This window comes from Caballeronia sp. LZ035 (genome assembly GCF_031451175.1).
Classification (GTDB): Bacteria; Pseudomonadota; Gammaproteobacteria; order Burkholderiales; family Burkholderiaceae; genus Caballeronia.
In genome coordinates this window covers 842,595-861,814 of sequence record NZ_JARUXS010000004.1, presented here as the reverse complement: position 1 = coordinate 861,814, position 19,220 = coordinate 842,595, and the positions used below count along the sequence as shown (strand labels likewise).

The window sequence follows — 19,220 nt, the reverse complement described above, 5'->3', positions numbered from 1 at the left end:
CCGGCGCTTCTCAGTGCGTGCCCGACGCGCGCGCCTGCCAGTCGTAATTGAAGACGGTAGCCTGGGCAGGCTCCGAGAGTCCTTCCACGAAACTCACCACGTCCGGATCCTTGAGGAAGCTCGCCGCCGAAGCCGCCGTGAGAATGGCGGTGCTCTCCTGCGGCCGCGCGACGAGATAACCCTGCACGTAATCGACGCCGATTTCCTGCAACGCCCGCAAGGTATCCAGATCCTCCACCCACTCCGCGACGCTGCGCATGCCGAGATTGCGTGCCAGCGCGACGATCGCCTCGACGATCGCGATGTCCGCCGGATGTGCGCACATCGAGCGCACGAATTCGCCGTCGATCTTCAGCGCATCCGCCGACAGCGCCTTCAGATACTTGAATGACGTGTAACCCGCGCCGAAGTCGTCGAGCGCGATCTTGCCGCCCATGTCATGCACGCGCGCGATGAAGCGCTGCGTGTTCTCGAGGTCGTGCAGCGCCACGCTTTCGGTGATTTCCAGGCAGAGGTAATGCACGATGGACTGGTAACGCCCGAACAGCGCGAAGATGTCCTCCATGAACTGCTCGTCGTTGAGCGAGCCGCCCGACAGGTTCACGCAGATGAACTGCGTGTTGGCCAGCAGATGCTGGTGCGCCTCGATCCATTCGAGGAGTGTGGAGATGACCCAGCGGTCGATGGCCGCGATGTTGCCCGATTCCTCCGCCGCGACGATCACTTTGCCGGCGGGCAGCGTGGCGCCGTCAGGCGCGCGCATGCGCAGCAGCACTTCGAAATTGAGCGATTCGGTCGGCGCCGCGAGCGACATGATCGGCTGCATGACGAGGAACAGGCCCGGCGGCAGGCGATTGCGGCCGAGCGTCTCGACCAGTCTCAATTCTTCCGCGCGCTCCTCGAACGCGGCCGCGCCCTTGCGATACGTGACCAGATGCGTATGCGCGACCTTCTTCGCTTCGCGACACGCGCGGTCCGCGTGCGACAGCGCTTCCTGCACGCGCACGCCCTGCGAACATTCGACCAGACCGATCGACGCCTTCACCTGGAACGCGCGATTGCCGACCTGATACGGCGCGTCGGAGAGAATCGAAATGAGCTCGCGGCATTGCGCGATGGCCTCTTCGATCGACGTGTCGTGCATCACGCAGACGAACTCGTCGCCGCCGATACGTCCCACCGGATAGCTGCGCGCAAAATGCGCCCGCGTGCGCGCCGCAACCTGGCGCAGGACTTCGTCGCCGCTGCGATGGCCGAACAGGTCGTTGACGAGCTTGAAGCGGTCGAGATCGACGTAGGCCAGCGCCCAGGGCAGCGACTCGTCGCTTTGCGCGGCGATCGCCTTCTCGATGCCGCGCCGGTTCAGCGAACCCGTGAGCGGATCGTGCTCGGCGAGGAAGCGCAGGCGCTCGACGGCCTTCGAGCGCTCGGTCGTATCCTGCAGCGACCCTTCGATCCAGCCGTTCGAGCGAATGGCCTTCAACAGATAACGACGCTCGCCGGTGCCGCGTTCGGGCGAACCGCTCATTTCGAGCTCGCCGTCGCTGCCCTTCGACGCCAGCGCCTGCAGCGCGCCCCATGCGCCCGCCTCGAAATAGTCGTTCCAGTGGCGGACCTTGTACTCGGACTTCTGCAGGTCGAGCATCGCGCGCAGTGACGGATTCGCGCGCACGAAGTGACCTTCGGCGTCGAGCGTGAAGAGGCCGATGGGCGTGACTTCATAGGTGTTGCGCAGTTCCATCTGCGCCTGACGGCGGAAGTCGCGCTCGGCGCGCATTTGCTCGGCGATGGCGAACGCCGCCATCATGCTCGACGACAACGCGGCCATCACGGTATTCACACCGCCGACCAGAAATTTCAGCCCGAAGGCCGCGCCCAGGACTTCGGAAAAGGTGGCAAACAGCACGATGGCGAGCGATGCCACATACCAGAGCACGGTCCGCGAACGCGCCATCCAGACAAGCCGGACGAGGAAGAACAGCAGCACGCAGATGCCGAAGCCGGCGATGACCCACAGCACCGGAATGAAATACGCGTACGGCAGCGCGAGCGCGGCGGCGAGCAACACGATGCCGACGTATTGAATGACTCGCAGCAGCCATCGATAACCGACGACTCGCAGTTCACGCCGGAACAATTGCTGAAACAGCGCGGCGGTCAGCAGGTAATAGACGGCGAAGGTGATCTGGCGCAATGACTGAAGGTACTCGGACGGCAGCATGCGACCGAGCCATTGCATGTCCCAGCCCATCGCATTCGCGCACAAACGCAGATTGCCGACCAGCCAAACCGCGAAAATCACATAAGTCCATTCGTGATTGATCAGCGCGGTGACAAACACGAAAACGGCGAGCGTCAGCAAGCCGCCGGCAATCAAACCCGAGCTTTCCTGGAAATCGAGTGCCGAACTGCGCAGGCCTTGCCATTCCCACGCAAAAGCGTTGATTTGTGCGGGGCCTGAAAATGTGCCCTTACAAAGAATGTTTTCCGATTGCCGCAAGCGTCCGGCCTGAATGTAATAACCGGCCTTGACTGGATGCATCGTCCCGCTGACGCTGTCGCGGTCCGCCAGGCCGAGCGGTGCGAGCGTGCTCGCATTCCAGCAGGCGAGAGTTTGCGCGTGGCGCGACGGCAATTCCACGGCCGTCGACCCGTCCGCGCTCATGCTGGGCACGGTGAAGCTGAACCAGATGGGTTTTTCGGAGAGATGTGTGCTGTAACTCGCGACCGGTGCGACGCCGTGCAATGCCTCGAGTGCATCGGCGGGGTCGGTAATATCGCCTTGATCGGCAACTACCTGTAATGAAAGCGGAATGGCGCCACGGGTTTCATATTGGCGCGGCAGAAAATAAAGCGTAGCCAGCGTACCGAGCAGAATCAGGACGGGCACGGCGTAGACCGCGACGACATAAATTGCGTCGTCGATCCACGAGCCGCTGCGTCTGATACGCGAAAGGGAAGCTGGAATAACCGACGCCATACCTGGAAAAACCCCCGTGTGCGCCGACGCCCGATGCGTCTGCGCAAAGCGGCGGCGGAGCCGTGTGAATCCCCGGGCGCCGCCGCTTCTGGCCAACCGGACCGCTTCGTGTCCGGTTTTTTTTGCTATTACCGTCCTAGATACGATCGTACTTTTTTACCCGCACGAGACCCGTATTTTTACCTTCCGTAAGCCATTAACGGGGTCTTGGAACATCCTACCGTTTCCCACTCAAAAGATAAATCTACAGAATGCAAATCGATGTCCGGGTGGTGCGTATTGACCATGTAGTTGAACAGCGGATGACGAGCCTCTTCCCAACGCTGGCGTGCAGCAGCGACATCCTTGGCCAGCACCCGGTGGGGCAGGCCGCCGACATGCGTCATCGGCAGAAATTCGTTAATGCCGAACACGTCCTTGAAAAGCATCGCTTCATACTCGCGGTCCAGCGGAGTGCGCGCCGTGATCACCATGAAGTCGATCTCGTGCAGTTCGCACAGCATCCACAGCGCCTTGCACAATGCCACCTTCACCACCCGTCCCACCATTCCGCCCGCCACGCCGAGCCGGGTCGCTTCCGCGAGCCGGCTGCCGGCCAGTTCGTCGGGCAGACGCACCGACTGCTCCACCGCCAGCGGACTGTACGCATTGGTCTGAATGCGCATGGTGCCGAGCGGCGCGCCATCGAGTTTCGATTCCGCCAGCAGCACGACCGTGCCGCGATCGCGGTCGGACGATTCGATGGCCATCGTATCGGCGAATTCGGGCAGATGACGCCCATAGGCCGAACGTCTGATGCTTACGGCCTTTTGGAGCCCTGCATCGTCACGGACGATACGAATCGTAAACGGCATCCGCTCCGTTTTCTGAAGCGTGGGAACCACGGTGAGGGTCGGGCGGGCCGCTGCTTCGGTCGGGTTAGCGGCGGTGTGATTGGCAAGGTTCAGACATTCCATTGTAATACCCCATTTTTTCTTGGCGATTGGAAAGGTCCGGGGGTGAAGAACGGTTTTGGGTGAGTTCCTCACACACGGCTCATCGAGCCTCTCACGAAGTCAAATAAGGGCGTGCGCGCTTGCCGCCGTTTCCCAGCAAATTTCAGGCTAAACCATTGGAGGAAAGCTTCTAATCGACGAATCGACCGTCAGGCAGCCGCCGCTAGCCGAAATATGCATATGCCTTACCGATATATGCGGGCCGGAAATTGAGTGAAATGGCAACGAAGGCGTGCAATGCTGACGACGTGAGAAGCCTGATGAAGAATAGCGTTCGAAAAACCTTTTCGGAGGACATCGTAAATACTGGAAAACACTGGAGAAAGGCGACACGGTAACGTTTGCTGTATGCGTCGCTTCGCATATCCTGCGAAACGGCATAAATGGAGAAAATCCGGATTCACCCGGAATGGAATGAACAAACAAAAGGCGGACGCTCAAACTCGAGACGTCCGCCTTCGGCACGACATAATCATGTCGGCCGTGTGAATCACAACAAAACAACCCGCAAAAATCAGTCGTCTTCGTCGAGCCAGGGAATATCCACGTCGGTGATGAACGCGACCATTGCGAGCGGCTTGCCTTCCTGGCGGCCGAGATTGCCGTCGGCGCGTTGCCATTCGCAGCGGAAAATCGTGGCCGGGGTATCGGCGAGCAAGGTCACGGTGCGGATTTCGTCCGGATCGTTTTCCTCGACCGGGCCATCGAGCGAAATCAGCAATTGCTGCGGCCAGACGCCGTCGGCGGGATCGTAGATCTTGTCGCCGTCGTGAATGACGACGTGCGCCTCGACGCCAATCGTCGCCGACGCCTCGACGATCATCTTGCCGAGTGCGCGAAGCACCGCGGTGGCGCGGCCCGAGTTGGCCTGACGGATCGCGAGATCGCCGCGGGTCAGCGCCTGCTCGAGTTTCGGATTGGTTTTTTGTTGCGCCATCAGTCTCTCTCTAGGGTTCGTTGCAGCGTTCGACGAGCGGCACGCGGCAGAAGTTGCAGCCGGATCATACCGCTGCATCAACAAAGATAGGTCGCGGCGGCCGGGGCGGCAATCCGGGCGCGCGGTCAAGCCGCCCGGACGGCCGCTGCTCAAGTTTGAGCACGATCAGCCGATATTGCCCACATCCCCACGAAAACGCGTGACTGCCGTGTTGTTCATCGACCTGTCTGCCATTCTCTGCGTTCGTCCGACGGCGCGCGCGTCCCTTGAGCCGAACCCGGCCGTCGCGCCGGCAACGCCGGCCTCCGCCGTCTGAACGTGGCAACCGCACAGACGGAAATCGTCGATGGCATCACGCTGCGCACGCACCTGCAGCCGATCTACAGCCTGCCGCATCAGCGCGAGGTCGGCTATGAGGCACTGCTGCGGGGCGATGCCGGCGATGGCGCGCTGATCGGTCCATTCGATCTGTTCGGGCGGGCGATCGTTGCGGGCACGCTGACCCAACTCGACCGCATGAGCCACGTCACGCATCTGCGCCACGCCGCACCGCTGCTGCCGCCCGCGCAATGGCTCTTTCTCAATATCAATCCGGCGACGTTCACCGATCCCGGCTATGCCGCACGGCTCGCCGCGGCCACGCGCGCCGCGGGCCTCACGCCGGAGCGGCTCGTGATCGAGGTGCTCGAATCCGGCGGCACCGATGTCGCCGAGATCGCGCGTGCGACTCACGCGTTTCGCGCGCAGGGCTTCCTCGTCGCGGTCGATGACTTCGGCGCGGGCCATTCCAACATCGACCGGCTGCTGACGCTCAGGCCGGACATCGTCAAGCTCGACCGCAGCCTCGTGCGCGCGAAGAGCGCCCACATGCGCGACGCGCTGATGCCGAAGCTCGTCGATCTGCTGCACGAGTCGGGCATGTTCGTGGTGGCGGAGGGCATCGAGACCGGCGAGGATCTGATGCTCGCCGCGCGCTCGAATGTCGACTTCGTGCAGGGCTATCTGTTCGGGCTGCCCGCCGCGCAACTCGCCGCGCGCGGTGCGGCCATGCCGCTCTTCGAGGACGTGTTCGACCAGCTTGCGCACATGCGCCGCGCCGAGCGGCTGGCGGGCGATCTGCTGGTGCTGCCGTATCGTGCGGGCCTGTTGCAGGCGGCCGAGCGCTTCGCCGCCGGCGCCACGACGCACAGCGCCTGCGCCGACCTGCTCGCCTTGCCCTGCACGCTCAGCTGCTTCTTCCTGGATCAGGCGGGCCGCGAATTCACGCCGGGGCTGGCCGGCTCCGCCGCGAAGACGCCGAGCGAACGTTTCGCGCCGATCGCCGACCCGGCGACAGGCCGCTGGGACAACCGGCCGTATTTCGTCGATGCCCACGCCAATCCGCAGCAGGTCATCACGAGCGCGCCGTATCTCTCCGTGACGGGCACCTCGCTGTGCGTGACGCTCACCATCGCGACGAAGCGCGCTTCGAAGCCCGTCGTGATCGGCGCGGATCTCGACTGGCGGCGGCTGATCGAGGGCGCGCCCGCGATTCTCTGAGCGCCGTCTCGCCGCATCAGGTCTTCTTGATCGCACCAGCGAGCGCCGAAGCTCCCTCGCGCAGCGCCGCAACATTCCCTTTTTCGAAAGTCCAGTGCCCCGCCGCGTCCACGATCGCCAGGTGCGCGCCGGGCCAGTGAGCCGAGAGCGCGCTCGCCTGGTCGGCCGGACACACCATGTCGAAGCGTCCGTGCACGATCCGGCAAGGCAGATGCGCGATGCGTGCGACCAACGGCAGCAGCGGCGCCGGCGGCAGTTCGTGCGCCATGTAGTGACGCTCCAGCAGGGCCATCGAAATCGCCGCGGCATTGGCTTCGGCGCTCGGCCGCTTCGCTTCGTCCGCCGGTTCCTTCTCGGGCTTGTTCACCACCGACAGCGTGGTTTCGTAGCGGGTCCACGCGCGCGCGAGCTGCGTGCCGACTTCGTCGAAGCGCGCAAGCGGCGCCTCGGTCAGTTGCAGGATCTCCGGCGCGCTGGCGGGCCGCTTGCCGCTGGCCGTCTCGATGGCGTCGAGAAAGGCGCGATGCGCGTCCGGGAAGACGCGGCGCACGTCCCACAGGAACCAGTCGATGTCCTCGCGCCGCGCCAGGAAGATCCCGCGCAACAGGAAGCCGAGACAGCGTTCGGGATGCGCGACGCCATAGGCCAGCGCGAGCGTCGTGCCCCACGAGCCGCCGAACAGCGCCCAGCGCTCGATCTGCAACGCCTCGCGCAGTTTTTCCATGTCGCCGACGAGCGCCTCGATGCCGTTGTGCTCCAGCTTGCCGAACGGCGTGGATTTGCCGCAGCCGCGCTGGTCGAAGAACACGACGCGCCACGCATCCGGCTCCAGCACGTCCGCCCATTTGAGATTCATCGCGCCGCCGGGGCCGCCATGCACGACGAGCATCACCGGCGCGTCGCGCGGACCTTGTGCCCGCCAGTAGATCGAATGGCCGTCGCCCACTTCGAGCATGCCTTCGTCGAATTCCTTCGGCGCCTGATTTTCCATGAGCTCGCTTTCCTGCGTGATGGTTTGACCGGGGTCCATTGTTGCATCGCTCGCGCGAGGCCGCTGGACGCGCCCGCCAGCCCCGATACGCTATGCTTGCGGCTTGCTCTCGCTGTCATCCACCCGTCATCTTGTGAATCCGATGCGCCGCACCCTCGTCAAGTGGCTGTTCGCCACCTATCTGCTCGGCAGCGGCATCGTCTGGTCGATCCTGATCCTGCCGCTGTTTCCCTTCGTGGGCCGTAACGGGCGTTACCGGCTTGCCCGGCTCTGGTGCCGCGCCATGGTCGCGATGATGCGCGTCATCACCGGCGTCACCTGTTCCATCGAAGGTCTGGAGCACCTGCCGGCCGGACCGTGCATCATCCTGTCGCGACATGAATCGACATGGGAGACGCTGTCCTTCATGGCGCTGTTCCCGCGCCGCATCAGCTTCGTGTTCAAGCACGAGCTCATGAACATTCCGTTCTTCGGCTGGGTGCTGCGCGGGCTCGACATGGTGAGCCTCGATCGCGGCTCGATCCGTCAAGCGCACGGCGCGGTGACGCGCGAATCCGCCGTGCGGCTGAAGAAGGGCGACTCGGTGGTGATCTTCCCCGAAGGCACGCGCGTCGCGCACGATGCGCCGCTCAAGCTGGCCTCGGGCGGCGTGCGGCTCGCCTGCGCGGCGAGGGTGCCGGTCGTGCCGGTGGTCCACGACGCCGGCAAGGTATGGCCCGCGAAAGGCTGGCCGGACCGTGGCGGACATATCCGCGTGATCGTCACGCCGTGTCTGCCGCTCGACTGCGAGATCCCGCAGCAACTGAACCGCCTCGCGCAGACCCAGATGGACGAAGCGCTGGCCATCCTGCGCTAGCATTCAAACAAGGCAGTAAGGCGTCAGTAAAGCGGCCGCTTCTTCGCGGCGCACAGCCGGTTGACGGCGGAAAGCAGCGTTTCCATGTCGACGGGCTTGCGCAGGTAGCCGTCGTAGCTGACAAACGCCGGCGGATTCGGATGACCCGAAATCATCAGGAAAGGGATATGCGCGAACGCCGTGTCGTTCTTCATCGTCTGGCAGAGCAGCGCGCCGCCCAGGCCCGGCATCATCCAGTCGGAGACGACGATGTCCACTTGCTGCTCGCCGAGTATCGCCAGGGCGCCATTGCCGTCGAATGCGCATAACACGGTGCAGTCCTCGCCCTGCATGCAGAGGGTCCAGGCTTCGATGGTGGCGGGATCGTCGTCGACGAGCAGTACAGTCTTCATCTTGCGAACATGTTCTGGGTACGATGCGGTCAAACGGTGGAAACCATGACGCGGGCGGAATCTGCTTCTGACCGTCGCGGCCTGCATTCGTTGCAGCCGCGCCGTTCCTTCACCCTATCGTCATAGTATTTCTTTCGCGCGAAATCTGCGCGGTAAATGCTCCTTCAGCAACTTGCGCGCCGCTCGCGTCCGCCGGTCATTTGCTCCCGGCACGCCCCCTGCCCGCTTCCCGCAGCGCATCGACCAGCGTCTCCTCCACCGGCGTGCGCGCAGCGTCATTGCGGCGGATCAAGCCGATCGGCTCGTCGGTGCCGGCGAACGGCATCGGCAAGGCGGCCAGCAGCCCGAGCGCGATGTCCTGCTCGACCGCGCCCGCGGGTACGAACCAGACGGCTTCGTTGTTCATCGCGAGCGAACGTCCGAGCGACACCGACAGCGTTTCGACGAGCGCCGTCAGCGCATGCGCGCCGAACGCGGTCAGCACGCTTTCAGCCGACTGACGGATCAGCGTGCCGAACGGCGGCACGACGATGGCAAAGCGCGCCAGCAGCGCGGGCGTCAACGGCGTCTCCAGCGTAAGCGGATGTTCGCGCCGCACGACCACCGCCAGGGGTTCCCGATAAATCTGTTCGAACGACAGCCCATGCATGGCCTCTGGCTCCGATAGCCTGCCGACCACCAGATCGACCTCGCCCGCCTTGAGCTTTTCCAGCAGCAGCGCATTGGAATCCGTCCACACGGACAGCGACACCGCCGGCCACTGCTGCCGGAACGACAGCAGCGCCGGCGACAGCAGCACGGGCGCGACCGTCGGCAGGATGCCGATGGAAAGCGAGCCGGGCATGTCGCCGCGCTCGCGCAGCAGCATGTCGACGCCCTCCCGCAACGACGCCACGCACGCGCTCGCATGCGGCGCGAACAGGCGCCCTTCGCGGGTCGGAACCGCGCCGCGCCGGCCGCGCTCGAACAAACGCACGCCCAGCATGGATTCCAGCTCCCCGATGGTCTTCGACACCGCCGGCTGGGTGATCGAAAGACTGTCGGCGGCGCGCTGCACGCTGCCGAGTTGCGTGACGGCCAGGAAACACTGCAGATGCCGGAACTTGACGCGCGTGTTGGTGAAGTCGGTATCCATGAGAATTGGTTATGCAAGATGGCACGAAACATCATTTTCCATAACTTGCGACGTTCTATAAAGTACTTGTCAGAAACACCGGGTTCAGTCCTCACAAAATCACAGGAGACAGTCGAATGACCTCCCCCATCCTTACGCCGCGCGACTGGGAATCCCATCCGCCGTATCTGTCGCCGGGCTACAAGTCGTCGGTGCTGCGCAGCCCCGGGCTGCCGCTGGTGCCGCTGAAGGAAAACCTGCGCAATCGCCGCGTGCCGGTCTACGGCGCCGACGACCTCGGCGTGCTCGATGCCGACCTCACCCGCAATGCCGCCAAGAACGGCGCGCCGCTGGGCGAGCGCATCGTGGTGACGGGCCGCGTGCTCGACGAGGGCGGCCGCCCCGTGCGCAACACGCTGGTGGAAGTGTGGCAGGCGAACGCGGCGGGCCGCTACGTGCACAAGGCCGACCAGCACGACGCACCGCTCGACCCGAACTTTCTCGGCGCGGGCCGCTGCCTGACCGACGACGAAGGCCGCTACCGCTTCATGACGATCAAGCCCGGCGCGTATCCGTGGGGCAATCACACGAACGCATGGCGCCCGAACCATATTCACTTCTCGCTGTTCGGCGAGTACTTCGGTTCGCGTCTCGTCACGCAGATGTACTTCCCCGGCGACCCGCTGCTGGAACTGGACCCGATCTTCCAGGGCATCCCGGAACAGGCGCGCAACCGTCTCGTGTCGCGCTTTTCCATCGACACCACGCAGGAAGGCTACGCGCTCGGCTACGAATTCGACATCGTGCTGCGCGGCCCCGACCAGACGCCGACGGAGTGAACCCCATGACCACGCTCAAGCAAACCCCTTCGCAGACCGTCGGTCCGTACTTCGCCTACGGCTTGGTTCCCGAGCAGTACAACTTCGACTTGAAAAGCCTGTTCACCGCATCGGCGGCGGACCGTGAGGTGCCGGGCGAGCACATCGCCGTGGTCGGCAATGTGTATGACGCCGAAGGCAAGGCCGTCAACGACGCGCTGATCGAAGTCGCGCAGGCCGATGCCTCGGGCCGCTACGTGCAGAGCGTGCAGGAAGCGCGCGAGTCGGGCTTCCGCGGTTTTGCCCGCGTGGGCACGGGCACGGATCCGAAGCTGCGCTTCATCGTCGATACGGTGAAGCCCGGCAAGACCGCCGACGATTCCGCGCCGCATCTGGACGTGATCGTGCTGATGCGCGGCATGCTGCTGCATACGTACACGCGCATCTACTTCGAGGACGAAGCCGACGCCAACGCGAAAGACGCCGTGCTGCAGAGCGTGCCCGCCGAGCGCCGCCATACGCTGATCGCGAAGCGCGAGACGGGCCCGGCCGCGAAGCCGGGATCGTCGGGCAGCATCTATCGCTTCGACATCCATCTGCGCGGGCCGAACGAGACGGTGTTCTTCGATCTGTAAGGCTTTCGCGACAGAAGCGCGAACAAAAGGCGTCCGGCACTACGCTATAGTGTCGGACGCCTTTCCGTTTTTTCCCCGCCTCACATCATGTCCGACGCCTCCACCCCCAGCCCGCTCTACGCCCGACTTCTCAGTGAAACCGCCCAGATCGGCTGGTCCGAACTCGAACGCTTCTTCGCGCAGGGCAAGCTCATCTGGGTCAAGGGCGATCTCGACCTGGTGAGCGTCGCGGAAGCCGTGGCCAATGACGACACCCGCCAGGTCACGCAATGGCTCTCGGCCGGGCTTGTCGAGCGCATGCAGGCCGAAACCGCCGCCGATCTCGCCGCGCGCGACCCCGAATTGTGGGCAGTCGTGACCTCGCCGTGGGTCTGTGTGCAGGAACGCGGCTGAGTCACACGCTCAGACCGCTAGCGCCGCTCCACCACATAATCGGTCCACAGCACGACGAGGATCGTCATCAGCGCCGGGCCGATGAACAGGCCAATCAGCCCGAAGGTCTCCGCGCCGCCGAGAATCCCGAACAGCACGAGCAGGAACGGCAGCCGCGCCGACCCGCCGATCAGCACCGGCCGCACGAAGTGCTCCGCCACGAACACCACGATCAGCCCGAACACGGCGACGCAGATGGCCGCGACCGTCGAGCCCTGCGCGAGCAGCCACAGCGCCGAGCCGAGAAAGACGATCGGCGCGCAGAACGGCAGCATCGCCGCGACGGCGGTGAGCATGCCGAGCAGACTCGCATGCGGCACGCCCGTCACCATGTATGCGACACCCAGCAGCGCGCCCTCGCCCAGCCCCACGACCACGAGTCCGACCACGGTGCTGCGCACCGATTCGGCCATGCGCCGCACGATCGCCGCACCCTCGGCGCCGAATGCGCGGCGCGAGCCCGAGAGCAGTTGCTGGCCCAGCTTCGACCCCGCCTGGAACACGAAAAACAGCGTCATCAGCATGAAGCCGAAGATGACGAAACCATGCACCACGCGCCCGCCGAAATGACGGGTCATCGCGACCACAGTGGCGCTGTGCAGATTCTTGACGGCCGGCGACGCATCGAGCGGCGTCGCGAGGTTTTCCTGCCACCAGCGCGAGATCTGGCTGCTCATCGGCAGATGCTCGACGAAGGCGGGCATCGGGAAACCGGTGCGCAGGACATCGTGGAACCAGTGCAGCATGTCGTGCGCCTCGTTGATGGTCTGCGCCGCGACCACGAAGAACGGCACCACGAACAGCAGGCCGATGGCCGCTGTCAGGCACACGGCGAGCACGATGTGATGGGCCCTGAAGAACGGCCTTCGTTCGAGCCAGCCGAACGCCGGCCAGAGCGCGATGGCGATCACCGCCGCCCACACGACCGCCGGAATGAAGGTGCGCGCCGTGTACAGCGCCACCAGCACGAGAACCGCGTACAGCACCGCCGAGGCCGTGCGCTGCATCTTGAAGGTGCGTCCGGATGAATCCGGCGTCGGGTCGTTGCGCGGCTGAATGGGCATGAAAACGGGGGCCTCGTGGTGGTGCGAAGAAGGGGGAAATCGTCCCCGTTCATTGTAATCACGCACGCACGAGCGCGTGTCCGGCGCATTCCTTTACGGAGCAACGCGCCGCTCTCCCTATAATCGAAGCTCGGCATCGATGCAGGGAAGGTTCAATGACGGGAAAGATCCCACAGGGAATGACGCTGCGGGTCACGGCTTCGGCGTGCGTGGCGCTCGCGCTGCTGGCCGGCTGCTCGACCAAGCTTAACCGGTCGAAGGAAGACGAGGTCAATGCGCGCTACGGCATCACCACGCTTCCCGTGAAGGGCGGCGTCGAGATCCGGCTGCCCGAGGCGCCGCTGTTCGATACCGACGAAGTCGACATTCGCGCGGGACAGTCGCCGCTGCTGGATCGCGTCGCCGTCGTGCTGAAGCGCAGCATGCGGCCCGTGCTGATCGAAGGGCACACTGACAACCAGGGCTCGCTCGGCTACAACCGCAATCTGTCCGAAGCGCGCGCGCAAGCGGTGGCGCAGGCGCTGATCCAGCGCGGCGTGCCGGCCCAGCGCATCACGACCAAAGGCGCGGCCTGGCTGCGGCCCATCGCCGGCAACGACACCGTGCAGGGCCGCGCGCTGAACCGGCGCGTGGAGATCCTGGTGCGCACCGAGAGCGAAACCACGCTGCTCGGCACGCCCGCCCGCGGCCGGCGCTAGCTTTCGGGTTTCAGGCCGCCTGCGCCGCTTCCAGCACCAGGAGCTGCGAACCGTCCGCGACCTGATCGCCCACTGCGAACAGAATCTCGCCGATCGTGCCCGGTCCAGGTGCGACGATGGTGTGCTCCATCTTCATCGCTTCCATCACGATCAGCGGCGCGCCCTTCTCCACCCGCGCCCCCGGCTCAACCAGCACCGCGATCACCTTGCCGGGCATCGGCGCGGTGAGCCGCCCTTCCTGCTCGACATCGCCCGCGTGGGCCATCAGGTTCTGCCACTCGAACTGCATGGCCGCGCCTTCGTGGAAGACGTGGAACAGGTCGCCGTCGGTGAAGACGTGGCCCTTGATGAGCGCGTCGTCCAGTTGCACCGCGAACGATGTGTCGCCGCTGTGCGACCAGTCGAAGCGCGCCTGTTCGCCGTTGAGTTGCAGGCGCTTGTCGCCGGACTTCGTAAAGATCACCTTCAGCGTTTCGTCGGTGTCCGCTGCGCGCCAGTTCAGGTCCTGGCTATAGCCGCCCGCCATGCGCCAGTGCGACAGCGCATCCCACGGCGAATGGCCGTGCGCCTCGCCGCCCTCGCGGGTGAGCAGCGCCGCGCAGGCGAGCGCCAGCGCATGCTTGCGCGACACTTTCGACGGCGCGAACAGCGCGTCGTGATGCCGCTCGATCAGGCCCGTGTCCAGTTCGCCCGTGCTGAACGGCTCGCTCTGCACGATGCGCAACAGGAATTCGACATTGGTCGACAACCCGACGATCTCGCATTGCGCCAGCGCGCGCGCCATGCGGGCGAGCGCATCGCGACGGTCGCGGCCATGCACGATGAGCTTCGCGATCATCGGGTCGTAGAACGGCGTGATCGCGTCGTCACGACGCACGCCGCTGTCCACGCGCACGTCGCCGTCGATGGAAAATTCCACCGCCTGCGGCATGCTCAGGTGCTTGAGCGTGCCCGTCGACGGCAGGAAGCCGCGCGAGGGATTCTCTGCATAGATGCGCGCCTCGATGGCGTGTCCATGCACCTTCAGCTGATCCTGAGCGAGCGGCAGCGGCTCGCCCGCCGCCACGCGCAACTGCCATTCGACGAGGTCCAGCCCGGTCACCATCTCGGTCACCGGATGTTCCACTTGCAGGCGCGTGTTCATCTCCATGAAGTAGAACTGGCCGTCCTGCGTCATGATGAACTCGACCGTGCCCGCGCCGACGTAGTCCACCGCGCGGGCCGCCGCGACTGCGGCTTCGCCCATCGCGCGGCGGGTTTCATCGGCGAGGCCTGGCGCCGGGGCTTCTTCCAGCACTTTCTGATGGCGGCGCTGCACGGAACAGTCGCGGTCGAACAGATACACCGCGTGGCCATGCTGGTCGGCGAACACCTGCACTTCGACGTGACGCGGACGCTGCAGATACTTCTCGATCAGCACGCGATCATTGCCGAAGCTCGACGCCGCCTCGCGCTTGCACGACGCCAGCGCCGCCGCGAAGTCCGCGCTGCGTTCGACCACGCGCATGCCCTTGCCGCCGCCGCCCGCGCTTGCCTTCAGCAACACCGGATAGCCGATGCCGTCCGCCTCGCGCTGCAACAGCGCGGGGTCCTGGTCGTCGCCGTGATAGCCCGGCACGAGCGGCACCGCAGCGGACTGCATCAGCGCCTTGGCCGCTGCCTTGGAACCCATCGCGCGGATCGCATCGACGGGCGGTCCGATGAACACCAAACCAGCCTGTTCACACGCGTTGGCAAAGTCCTCGTTCTCCGAGAGGAAGCCGTAGCCCGGATGAATGGCCTGCGCACCGGTGGCCTTCGCGGCCGCGACGATGCGCTCGATGCGCAGATAACTCTCCGATGCCGCCGCGCCGCCCACATGCACGGCTTCGTCGCAGACATCGACATGCTTGGCCTTCGCGTCCGCATCCGAATACACGGCAACGCTGCCGATGTTCATCCGCTTCGCAGTGGCCGCGACACGGCAGGCGATCTCGCCACGATTTGCAATCAGTATTTTGTTGAACATGTCTTTGCTCTGCAGAGGACAGGAGTAAGGCGCTAAAGCGCCAACTCCTGTCGTCACATCCGGAATACGCCGAAGCGCGTGTCTTCGATGGGCGCGTTCAGCGTCGCGGCCAACCCGAGGCCCAGCACGTCGCGCGTCTGCGCGGGATCGATCACGCCGTCGTCCCATAGACGCGCGCTCGCATAGTACGGATGGCCTTGCACTTCGTATTGATCGCGGATCGGCGCCTTGAACGCTTCTTCCTCTTCCTTCGACCACGCGCCGCCCTTCTTCTCGATGCCGTCGCGCCGCACCGTGGCCAGCACCGACGCCGCCTGCTCGCCGCCCATCACCGAGATGCGCGCATTCGGCCACATCCACAGGAAGCGCGGCGAATACGCGCGGCCGCACATGCCGTAGTTGCCCGCGCCGAACGAGCCGCCGATGATGATCGTGAACTTCGGCACCTTCGCCGTGGCGACGGCCGTCACCATCTTCGCGCCATTGCGCGCGATGCCTTCGTTCTCGTACTTGCGCCCGACCATGAAGCCGGTGATGTTCTGCAGGAACACGAGCGGAATCTTGCGCTGCGCGCACAGTTCGATGAAATGCGCGCCCTTCAGCGCCGACTCGCTGAACAGAATGCCGTTGTTCGCAACGATGCCGACCGGATGCCCCCACACATGCGCGAAACCGCAGACGAGCGTGGTGCCGTAGCGGGCCTTGAATTCGTCGAAGGCGGAGTCGTCGACGATGCGTGCGATCACTTCGCGCACATCGAAGGGCTTGCGGGTGTCGGCGGGAATCACGCCGTAGACGCTCTGCTGGTCGTAGCGCGGCGGCTGCGGTTCCTTCAGCGCGAGCGTGGGCGTCTTCACGCGATTCAGATTGCCGACGATGCTGCGCGCGATGCCGAGCGCATGCGCATCGTTCTGCGCGAGATGGTCCACGACGCCTGACAGGCGCGTGTGGACATCACCGCCGCCGAGATCCTCGGCGCTCACTTCCTCGCCGGTCGCCGCCTTCACGAGCGGCGGGCCGCCCAGAAAAATCGTGCCCTGGTTCTTCACGATGATCGATTCATCGGACATCGCGGGCACGTAGGCGCCGCCCGCGGTACACGAACCCATGACCACCGCGATCTGCGCAATGCCTTGCGCCGACAGGTTCGCCTGGTTGTAGAAGATGCGGCCGAAGTGATCGCGGTCGGGGAATACGTCGTCCTGATTCGGCAGGTTCGCGCCACCCGAATCGACCAGATACACGCACGGCAGCCGGTTCTGCTCGGCGATTTCCTGTGCGCGCAAATGCTTCTTCACCGTGACGGGATAGTAGGTGCCGCCCTTGACGGTGGCGTCGTTGCACACGATCACGCATTCCTGCCCCGCGATGCGCCCGATGCCCGTGATGATGCCCGCGCCCGGCGCTTCGTCGTCGTACATGCCGTAGGCGGCCAGTTGCGACAACTCCAGGAACGGCGTGCCCGGATCGAGCAACTGGGCGATACGGTCGCGCGGCAGCAGCTTGTTGCGCGACACGTGGCGGTCACGCGCAGCTTGCCCGCCGCCTTCCGCGAGTTTCGCGACCTTTGCCTTCAGGTCGGCGACGAGCGCGTCGAGCGCCTGCACATTGGCGCGAAACTCCTCGCCGCGCGGATTCAGCTTCGATTCGATGATCGTCATGTCGCGCCCTCAAGCCGTTTCAGCAAACAGTTCGCGGCCGATCAGCATGCGGCGGATCTCACTCGTGCCCGCGCCGATTTCATAGAGCTTGGCGTCGCGCCACAGACGGCCCACCGGATACTCGTTGATATAGCCGTTGCCGCCGAGAACCTGGATGGCTTCGCCGGCCATCCACGTGGCTTTTTCAGCGGTATAGAGGATCACGCCCGCGCAGTCCTTGCGCACCTGGCGCACGTGACCGGCGCCGAGCGTGTCGAGCTGACGGCCGACCGCGTAGAGATACGCGCGGCATGCTTGCAGCGTCGAATACATGTCGGCGACCTTGCCCTGGATCAGCTGGAATTCGCCGATCGCCTGGCCGAACTGCTTGCGGTCGTGGATATACGGCACCACCGCGTCCATGCACGCGAGCATGATGCCGGTCGGGCCACCCGCGAGCACGGCGCGTTCGTAGTCGAGACCGCTCATCAGCACCTTGGTGCCGCCGTTCAGCTGCCCGAGAATGTTTTCCTTCGGCACTTCCACGTTCTCGAACACGAGTTCGCCGGTGTGCGAGCCGCGCATGCCCAGCTTGTCGAGTTTCTGCGCGACCGAAAACCCCTTCATGCCCTTCTCGACGATGAACGCCGTGATGCCGCGCGCGCCCGCTTCGATGTCGGTCTTTGCATAGACGACCAGCGTGTCGCAGTCGGGGCCGTTGGTGATCCACATCTTCGTGCCGTTCAGCACGTAATGGTCGCCCTTTTCCTCGGCGCGCAGTTTCATGCTGACGACGTCCGAGCCCGCGTTCGGCTCGCTCATCGCGAGTGCGCCGATATGCTCGCCGGAGACGAGCTTCGGCAGGTACTTCTGCTTCTGCGTCTCGGTGCCGTTGCGATGAATCTGGTTCACGCACAGATTCGAATGCGCGCCATACGACAAGCCCACCGACGCCGATGCCCGCGAGATTTCCTCCATGGCCACCATGTGGGCGACGTAGCCCATGTTCGCGCCGCCGTATTCCTCGGACACCGTCATGCCGAGCACGCCCAGGTCGCCGAATTTCTTCCACAGGTCCATCGGAAACTGATCCGAATGGTCGATCTCGCCGGCGCGCGGGGCGATTTCCTTCGCCGCGAAATGGGCGAGCGAATCGCGCAGCATGTCGATGTCTTCGCCCAACGCGAAATTCAGACCGGGCAGGTTGCTCATGAAGCGTCTCCTCGTGAATACGGATGTTTTCGGCGGCTACCGCGTTATGAGTCTGGCTCACACTACGACGGAAACCGCTGGATTGGGCAATTTCACGCTCAAATTGGCTGGCCGTCAACAGGTTTTTGAGCTACGCTCACATTTATTCGAGACGTTTCAGGGCTGCATTCCGATCATGTCGACGCATACCACCGCTTCCGGCCGCCGCGCGCCCGCGGGCATCAAGTCGCAGCAGCGCGTGAAGGAGATTCTTCAGGCCGGCCGCGAAGTCTTCGCCGAGAAGGGTTATGACGCCGCGACCAGCGCGGAGATCGCGCAGCGTGCGGGCATTTCCGAGGCCACGGTCTTCAGCTATTTCAGTGGCAAGCGGGAGTTGTGCGCGCGCGTGATCGCCGACTGGTACGACGAGATCATCGATGCCTTCGAAACCGGCCTGCCGCGCGACGGCACGGTGCATCAGCAGTTTGCGTTCATCGTCCGGACGCACATGCGGCTCATGCTGATGAACGGCACCGGGCTCTGCTCGCTGGTGCTCTCGGAGGGGCGCACCAAGCAGCACGATCTGTCAGACGCGCTCACGGAATTGCAGCGCCGTTATACCGCCCCGCTGATGGACGTGCTCGCGCACGGCCAGGCGCTCGGCCACGTGCGCAGCGACATGCCGCTGCGGCTGTTGCGCTCGCTCGTGTTCGGCCCGATGGAGCACGTTCTGTGGGATGCGACGCTCGCGAAGCGGCGCTTGAGCCAGGCTCAGATCGAGACGACGGCGAACGAGCTCGTGGAAGTCTTGTGGGCAGCGCTGCAGCCGCCGCACACGCAGGTGGCGGCGCTGGTGCGCTTCCGGCAGGAGGTCGAGGAAGCCTCGCGGCGCTTCGAGGCCGCCGCGCAGCCTAAGCGGGAAGCGTGAGG

At 64.6% G+C, this 19,220-nt stretch carries 17 protein-coding genes; 7 read left to right on the top strand and 10 right to left on the bottom strand.

From position 1 onward, the window contains the following. Positions 1-10: 10 nt before the first annotated feature. The 3 genes from QCE88_RS34345 to QCE88_RS34335 form a co-directional block, all read right to left on the bottom strand. Positions 11-2,890, bottom strand: coding sequence for an EAL domain-containing protein (locus tag QCE88_RS34345; protein WP_309909894.1), 2,880 nt, complete (start codon positions 2,888-2,890; stop codon positions 11-13). 269 nt (positions 2,891-3,159) lie between these two features. After that, on the bottom strand, positions 3,160-3,936 hold the full coding sequence (locus QCE88_RS34340) for an N-acyl amino acid synthase FeeM domain-containing protein (protein ID WP_309909892.1): 777 nt from the start codon (positions 3,934-3,936) through the stop codon (positions 3,160-3,162). A gap of 553 nt (positions 3,937-4,489) precedes the next feature. After that, a complete protein-coding gene (locus QCE88_RS34335; RefSeq protein WP_309819560.1) occupies positions 4,490-4,912 on the bottom strand; it encodes a hypothetical protein in 423 nt (140 codons plus the stop codon). Between the two features lie 318 nt (positions 4,913-5,230). Between QCE88_RS34335 and QCE88_RS34330 the strand changes: the two genes are divergently transcribed. Continuing rightward, positions 5,231-6,451, top strand: a complete 1,221-nt coding sequence (locus QCE88_RS34330; protein WP_309909890.1) for an EAL domain-containing protein — start codon at positions 5,231-5,233, stop codon at positions 6,449-6,451. Between the two features lie 16 nt (positions 6,452-6,467). On the opposite strand, the gene pip is transcribed toward QCE88_RS34330, so the two are convergent. Then, complete coding sequence (pip, locus tag QCE88_RS34325; RefSeq protein WP_309909889.1) at positions 6,468-7,442, bottom strand: prolyl aminopeptidase; 975 nt, start codon at positions 7,440-7,442, stop codon at positions 6,468-6,470. Between the two features lie 142 nt (positions 7,443-7,584). Here pip and QCE88_RS34320 point away from each other — a divergent pair, with 142 nt between their 5' ends. Further along, positions 7,585-8,298 carry a lysophospholipid acyltransferase family protein gene (locus QCE88_RS34320; protein ID WP_309837643.1) on the top strand — a complete coding sequence of 238 codons (714 nt, stop codon included), beginning with the start codon at positions 7,585-7,587 and terminating at the stop codon, positions 8,296-8,298. Between the two features lie 23 nt (positions 8,299-8,321). On the opposite strand, the gene QCE88_RS34315 is transcribed toward QCE88_RS34320, so the two are convergent. Together QCE88_RS34315 and pcaQ are read right to left on the bottom strand one after the other, a co-directional pair. Continuing rightward, on the bottom strand, positions 8,322-8,690 hold the full coding sequence (locus tag QCE88_RS34315; RefSeq protein WP_309837641.1) for a response regulator: 369 nt from the start codon (positions 8,688-8,690) through the stop codon (positions 8,322-8,324). Between the two features lie 196 nt (positions 8,691-8,886). Further along, positions 8,887-9,825: a pca operon transcription factor PcaQ gene (gene pcaQ / locus QCE88_RS34310; RefSeq protein ID WP_309909888.1), complete on the bottom strand. Its 939-nt coding sequence runs from the start codon at positions 9,823-9,825 to the stop codon at positions 8,887-8,889. 116 nt (positions 9,826-9,941) lie between these two features. Between pcaQ and pcaH the strand changes: the two genes are divergently transcribed. From pcaH to QCE88_RS34295, 3 genes are all read left to right on the top strand, one after another. After that, the gene (pcaH, locus tag QCE88_RS34305; RefSeq protein ID WP_309909886.1) at positions 9,942-10,643 is read left to right on the top strand and encodes a protocatechuate 3,4-dioxygenase subunit beta; all 702 of its coding nucleotides are present in this window, start codon (positions 9,942-9,944) and stop codon (positions 10,641-10,643) included. Positions 10,644-10,648: 5 nt separating this feature from the next. Beyond that, entirely contained in the window at positions 10,649-11,257 is a 609-nt protein-coding gene (gene pcaG, locus QCE88_RS34300) for a protocatechuate 3,4-dioxygenase subunit alpha (protein ID WP_309909885.1), read from the top strand. 87 nt (positions 11,258-11,344) lie between these two features. Beyond that, positions 11,345-11,650: a DUF2288 domain-containing protein gene (locus QCE88_RS34295; protein WP_309909884.1), complete on the top strand. Its 306-nt coding sequence runs from the start codon at positions 11,345-11,347 to the stop codon at positions 11,648-11,650. A gap of 17 nt (positions 11,651-11,667) precedes the next feature. Here QCE88_RS34295 and QCE88_RS34290 read toward each other — a convergent pair whose 3' ends face one another. Next, the gene (locus tag QCE88_RS34290) at positions 11,668-12,753 is read right to left on the bottom strand and encodes an AI-2E family transporter (RefSeq protein WP_309909883.1); all 1,086 of its coding nucleotides are present in this window, start codon (positions 12,751-12,753) and stop codon (positions 11,668-11,670) included. Between the two features lie 155 nt (positions 12,754-12,908). Between QCE88_RS34290 and QCE88_RS34285 the strand changes: the two genes are divergently transcribed. Beyond that, positions 12,909-13,451 (top strand): OmpA family protein, encoded by a 543-nt coding sequence (locus QCE88_RS34285; RefSeq protein WP_309909881.1) that lies wholly within the window; start codon positions 12,909-12,911, stop codon positions 13,449-13,451. 10 nt (positions 13,452-13,461) lie between these two features. On the opposite strand, the gene QCE88_RS34280 is transcribed toward QCE88_RS34285, so the two are convergent. From QCE88_RS34280 to QCE88_RS34270, 3 genes are read right to left on the bottom strand one after another with little or no spacing between them, the layout of a single operon-like run. After that, on the bottom strand, positions 13,462-15,459 hold the full coding sequence (locus QCE88_RS34280) for an acetyl/propionyl/methylcrotonyl-CoA carboxylase subunit alpha (RefSeq protein WP_309909880.1): 1,998 nt from the start codon (positions 15,457-15,459) through the stop codon (positions 13,462-13,464). A gap of 53 nt (positions 15,460-15,512) precedes the next feature. Further along, positions 15,513-17,120: a carboxyl transferase domain-containing protein gene (locus tag QCE88_RS34275; RefSeq protein WP_309909879.1), complete on the bottom strand. Its 1,608-nt coding sequence runs from the start codon at positions 17,118-17,120 to the stop codon at positions 15,513-15,515. Between the two features lie 9 nt (positions 17,121-17,129). Beyond that, entirely contained in the window at positions 17,130-18,311 is a 1,182-nt protein-coding gene (locus QCE88_RS34270) for an isovaleryl-CoA dehydrogenase (protein WP_309909877.1), read from the bottom strand. A 175-nt stretch (positions 18,312-18,486) separates the two neighbouring features. Between QCE88_RS34270 and QCE88_RS34265 the strand changes: the two genes are divergently transcribed. Further along, complete coding sequence (locus tag QCE88_RS34265; protein WP_309909876.1) at positions 18,487-19,218, top strand: helix-turn-helix domain-containing protein; 732 nt, start codon at positions 18,487-18,489, stop codon at positions 19,216-19,218. The last annotated feature ends 2 nt before the right edge of the window (positions 19,219-19,220 follow it).

Bases quoted from the DNA above. Each gene is read 5' to 3' on its own strand.
- QCE88_RS34275 (WP_309909879.1), bottom strand. From the start codon at position 17,120: ATGACGATCATCGAATCGAAGCTGAATCCGCGCGGCGAGGAGTTTCGC.
- pcaQ (WP_309909888.1), bottom strand. From the start codon at position 9,825: ATGGATACCGACTTCACCAACACGCGCGTCAAGTTCCGGCATCTGCAG.
- QCE88_RS34290 (WP_309909883.1), bottom strand. From the start codon at position 12,753: ATGCCCATTCAGCCGCGCAACGACCCGACGCCGGATTCATCCGGACGC.
- QCE88_RS34335 (WP_309819560.1), bottom strand. From the start codon at position 4,912: ATGGCGCAACAAAAAACCAATCCGAAACTCGAGCAGGCGCTGACCCGC.
- QCE88_RS34320 (WP_309837643.1), top strand. From the start codon at position 7,585: ATGCGCCGCACCCTCGTCAAGTGGCTGTTCGCCACCTATCTGCTCGGC.
- QCE88_RS34285 (WP_309909881.1), top strand. From the start codon at position 12,909: ATGACGGGAAAGATCCCACAGGGAATGACGCTGCGGGTCACGGCTTCG.
- pcaG (WP_309909885.1), top strand. From the start codon at position 10,649: ATGACCACGCTCAAGCAAACCCCTTCGCAGACCGTCGGTCCGTACTTC.
- QCE88_RS34315 (WP_309837641.1), bottom strand. From the start codon at position 8,690: ATGAAGACTGTACTGCTCGTCGACGACGATCCCGCCACCATCGAAGCC.
- QCE88_RS34265 (WP_309909876.1), top strand. From the start codon at position 18,487: ATGTCGACGCATACCACCGCTTCCGGCCGCCGCGCGCCCGCGGGCATC.
- QCE88_RS34340 (WP_309909892.1), bottom strand. From the start codon at position 3,936: ATGGAATGTCTGAACCTTGCCAATCACACCGCCGCTAACCCGACCGAA.
- pip (WP_309909889.1), bottom strand. From the start codon at position 7,442: ATGGAAAATCAGGCGCCGAAGGAATTCGACGAAGGCATGCTCGAAGTG.
- QCE88_RS34280 (WP_309909880.1), bottom strand. From the start codon at position 15,459: ATGTTCAACAAAATACTGATTGCAAATCGTGGCGAGATCGCCTGCCGT.
- QCE88_RS34270 (WP_309909877.1), bottom strand. From the start codon at position 18,311: ATGAGCAACCTGCCCGGTCTGAATTTCGCGTTGGGCGAAGACATCGAC.
- pcaH (WP_309909886.1), top strand. From the start codon at position 9,942: ATGACCTCCCCCATCCTTACGCCGCGCGACTGGGAATCCCATCCGCCG.
- QCE88_RS34295 (WP_309909884.1), top strand. From the start codon at position 11,345: ATGTCCGACGCCTCCACCCCCAGCCCGCTCTACGCCCGACTTCTCAGT.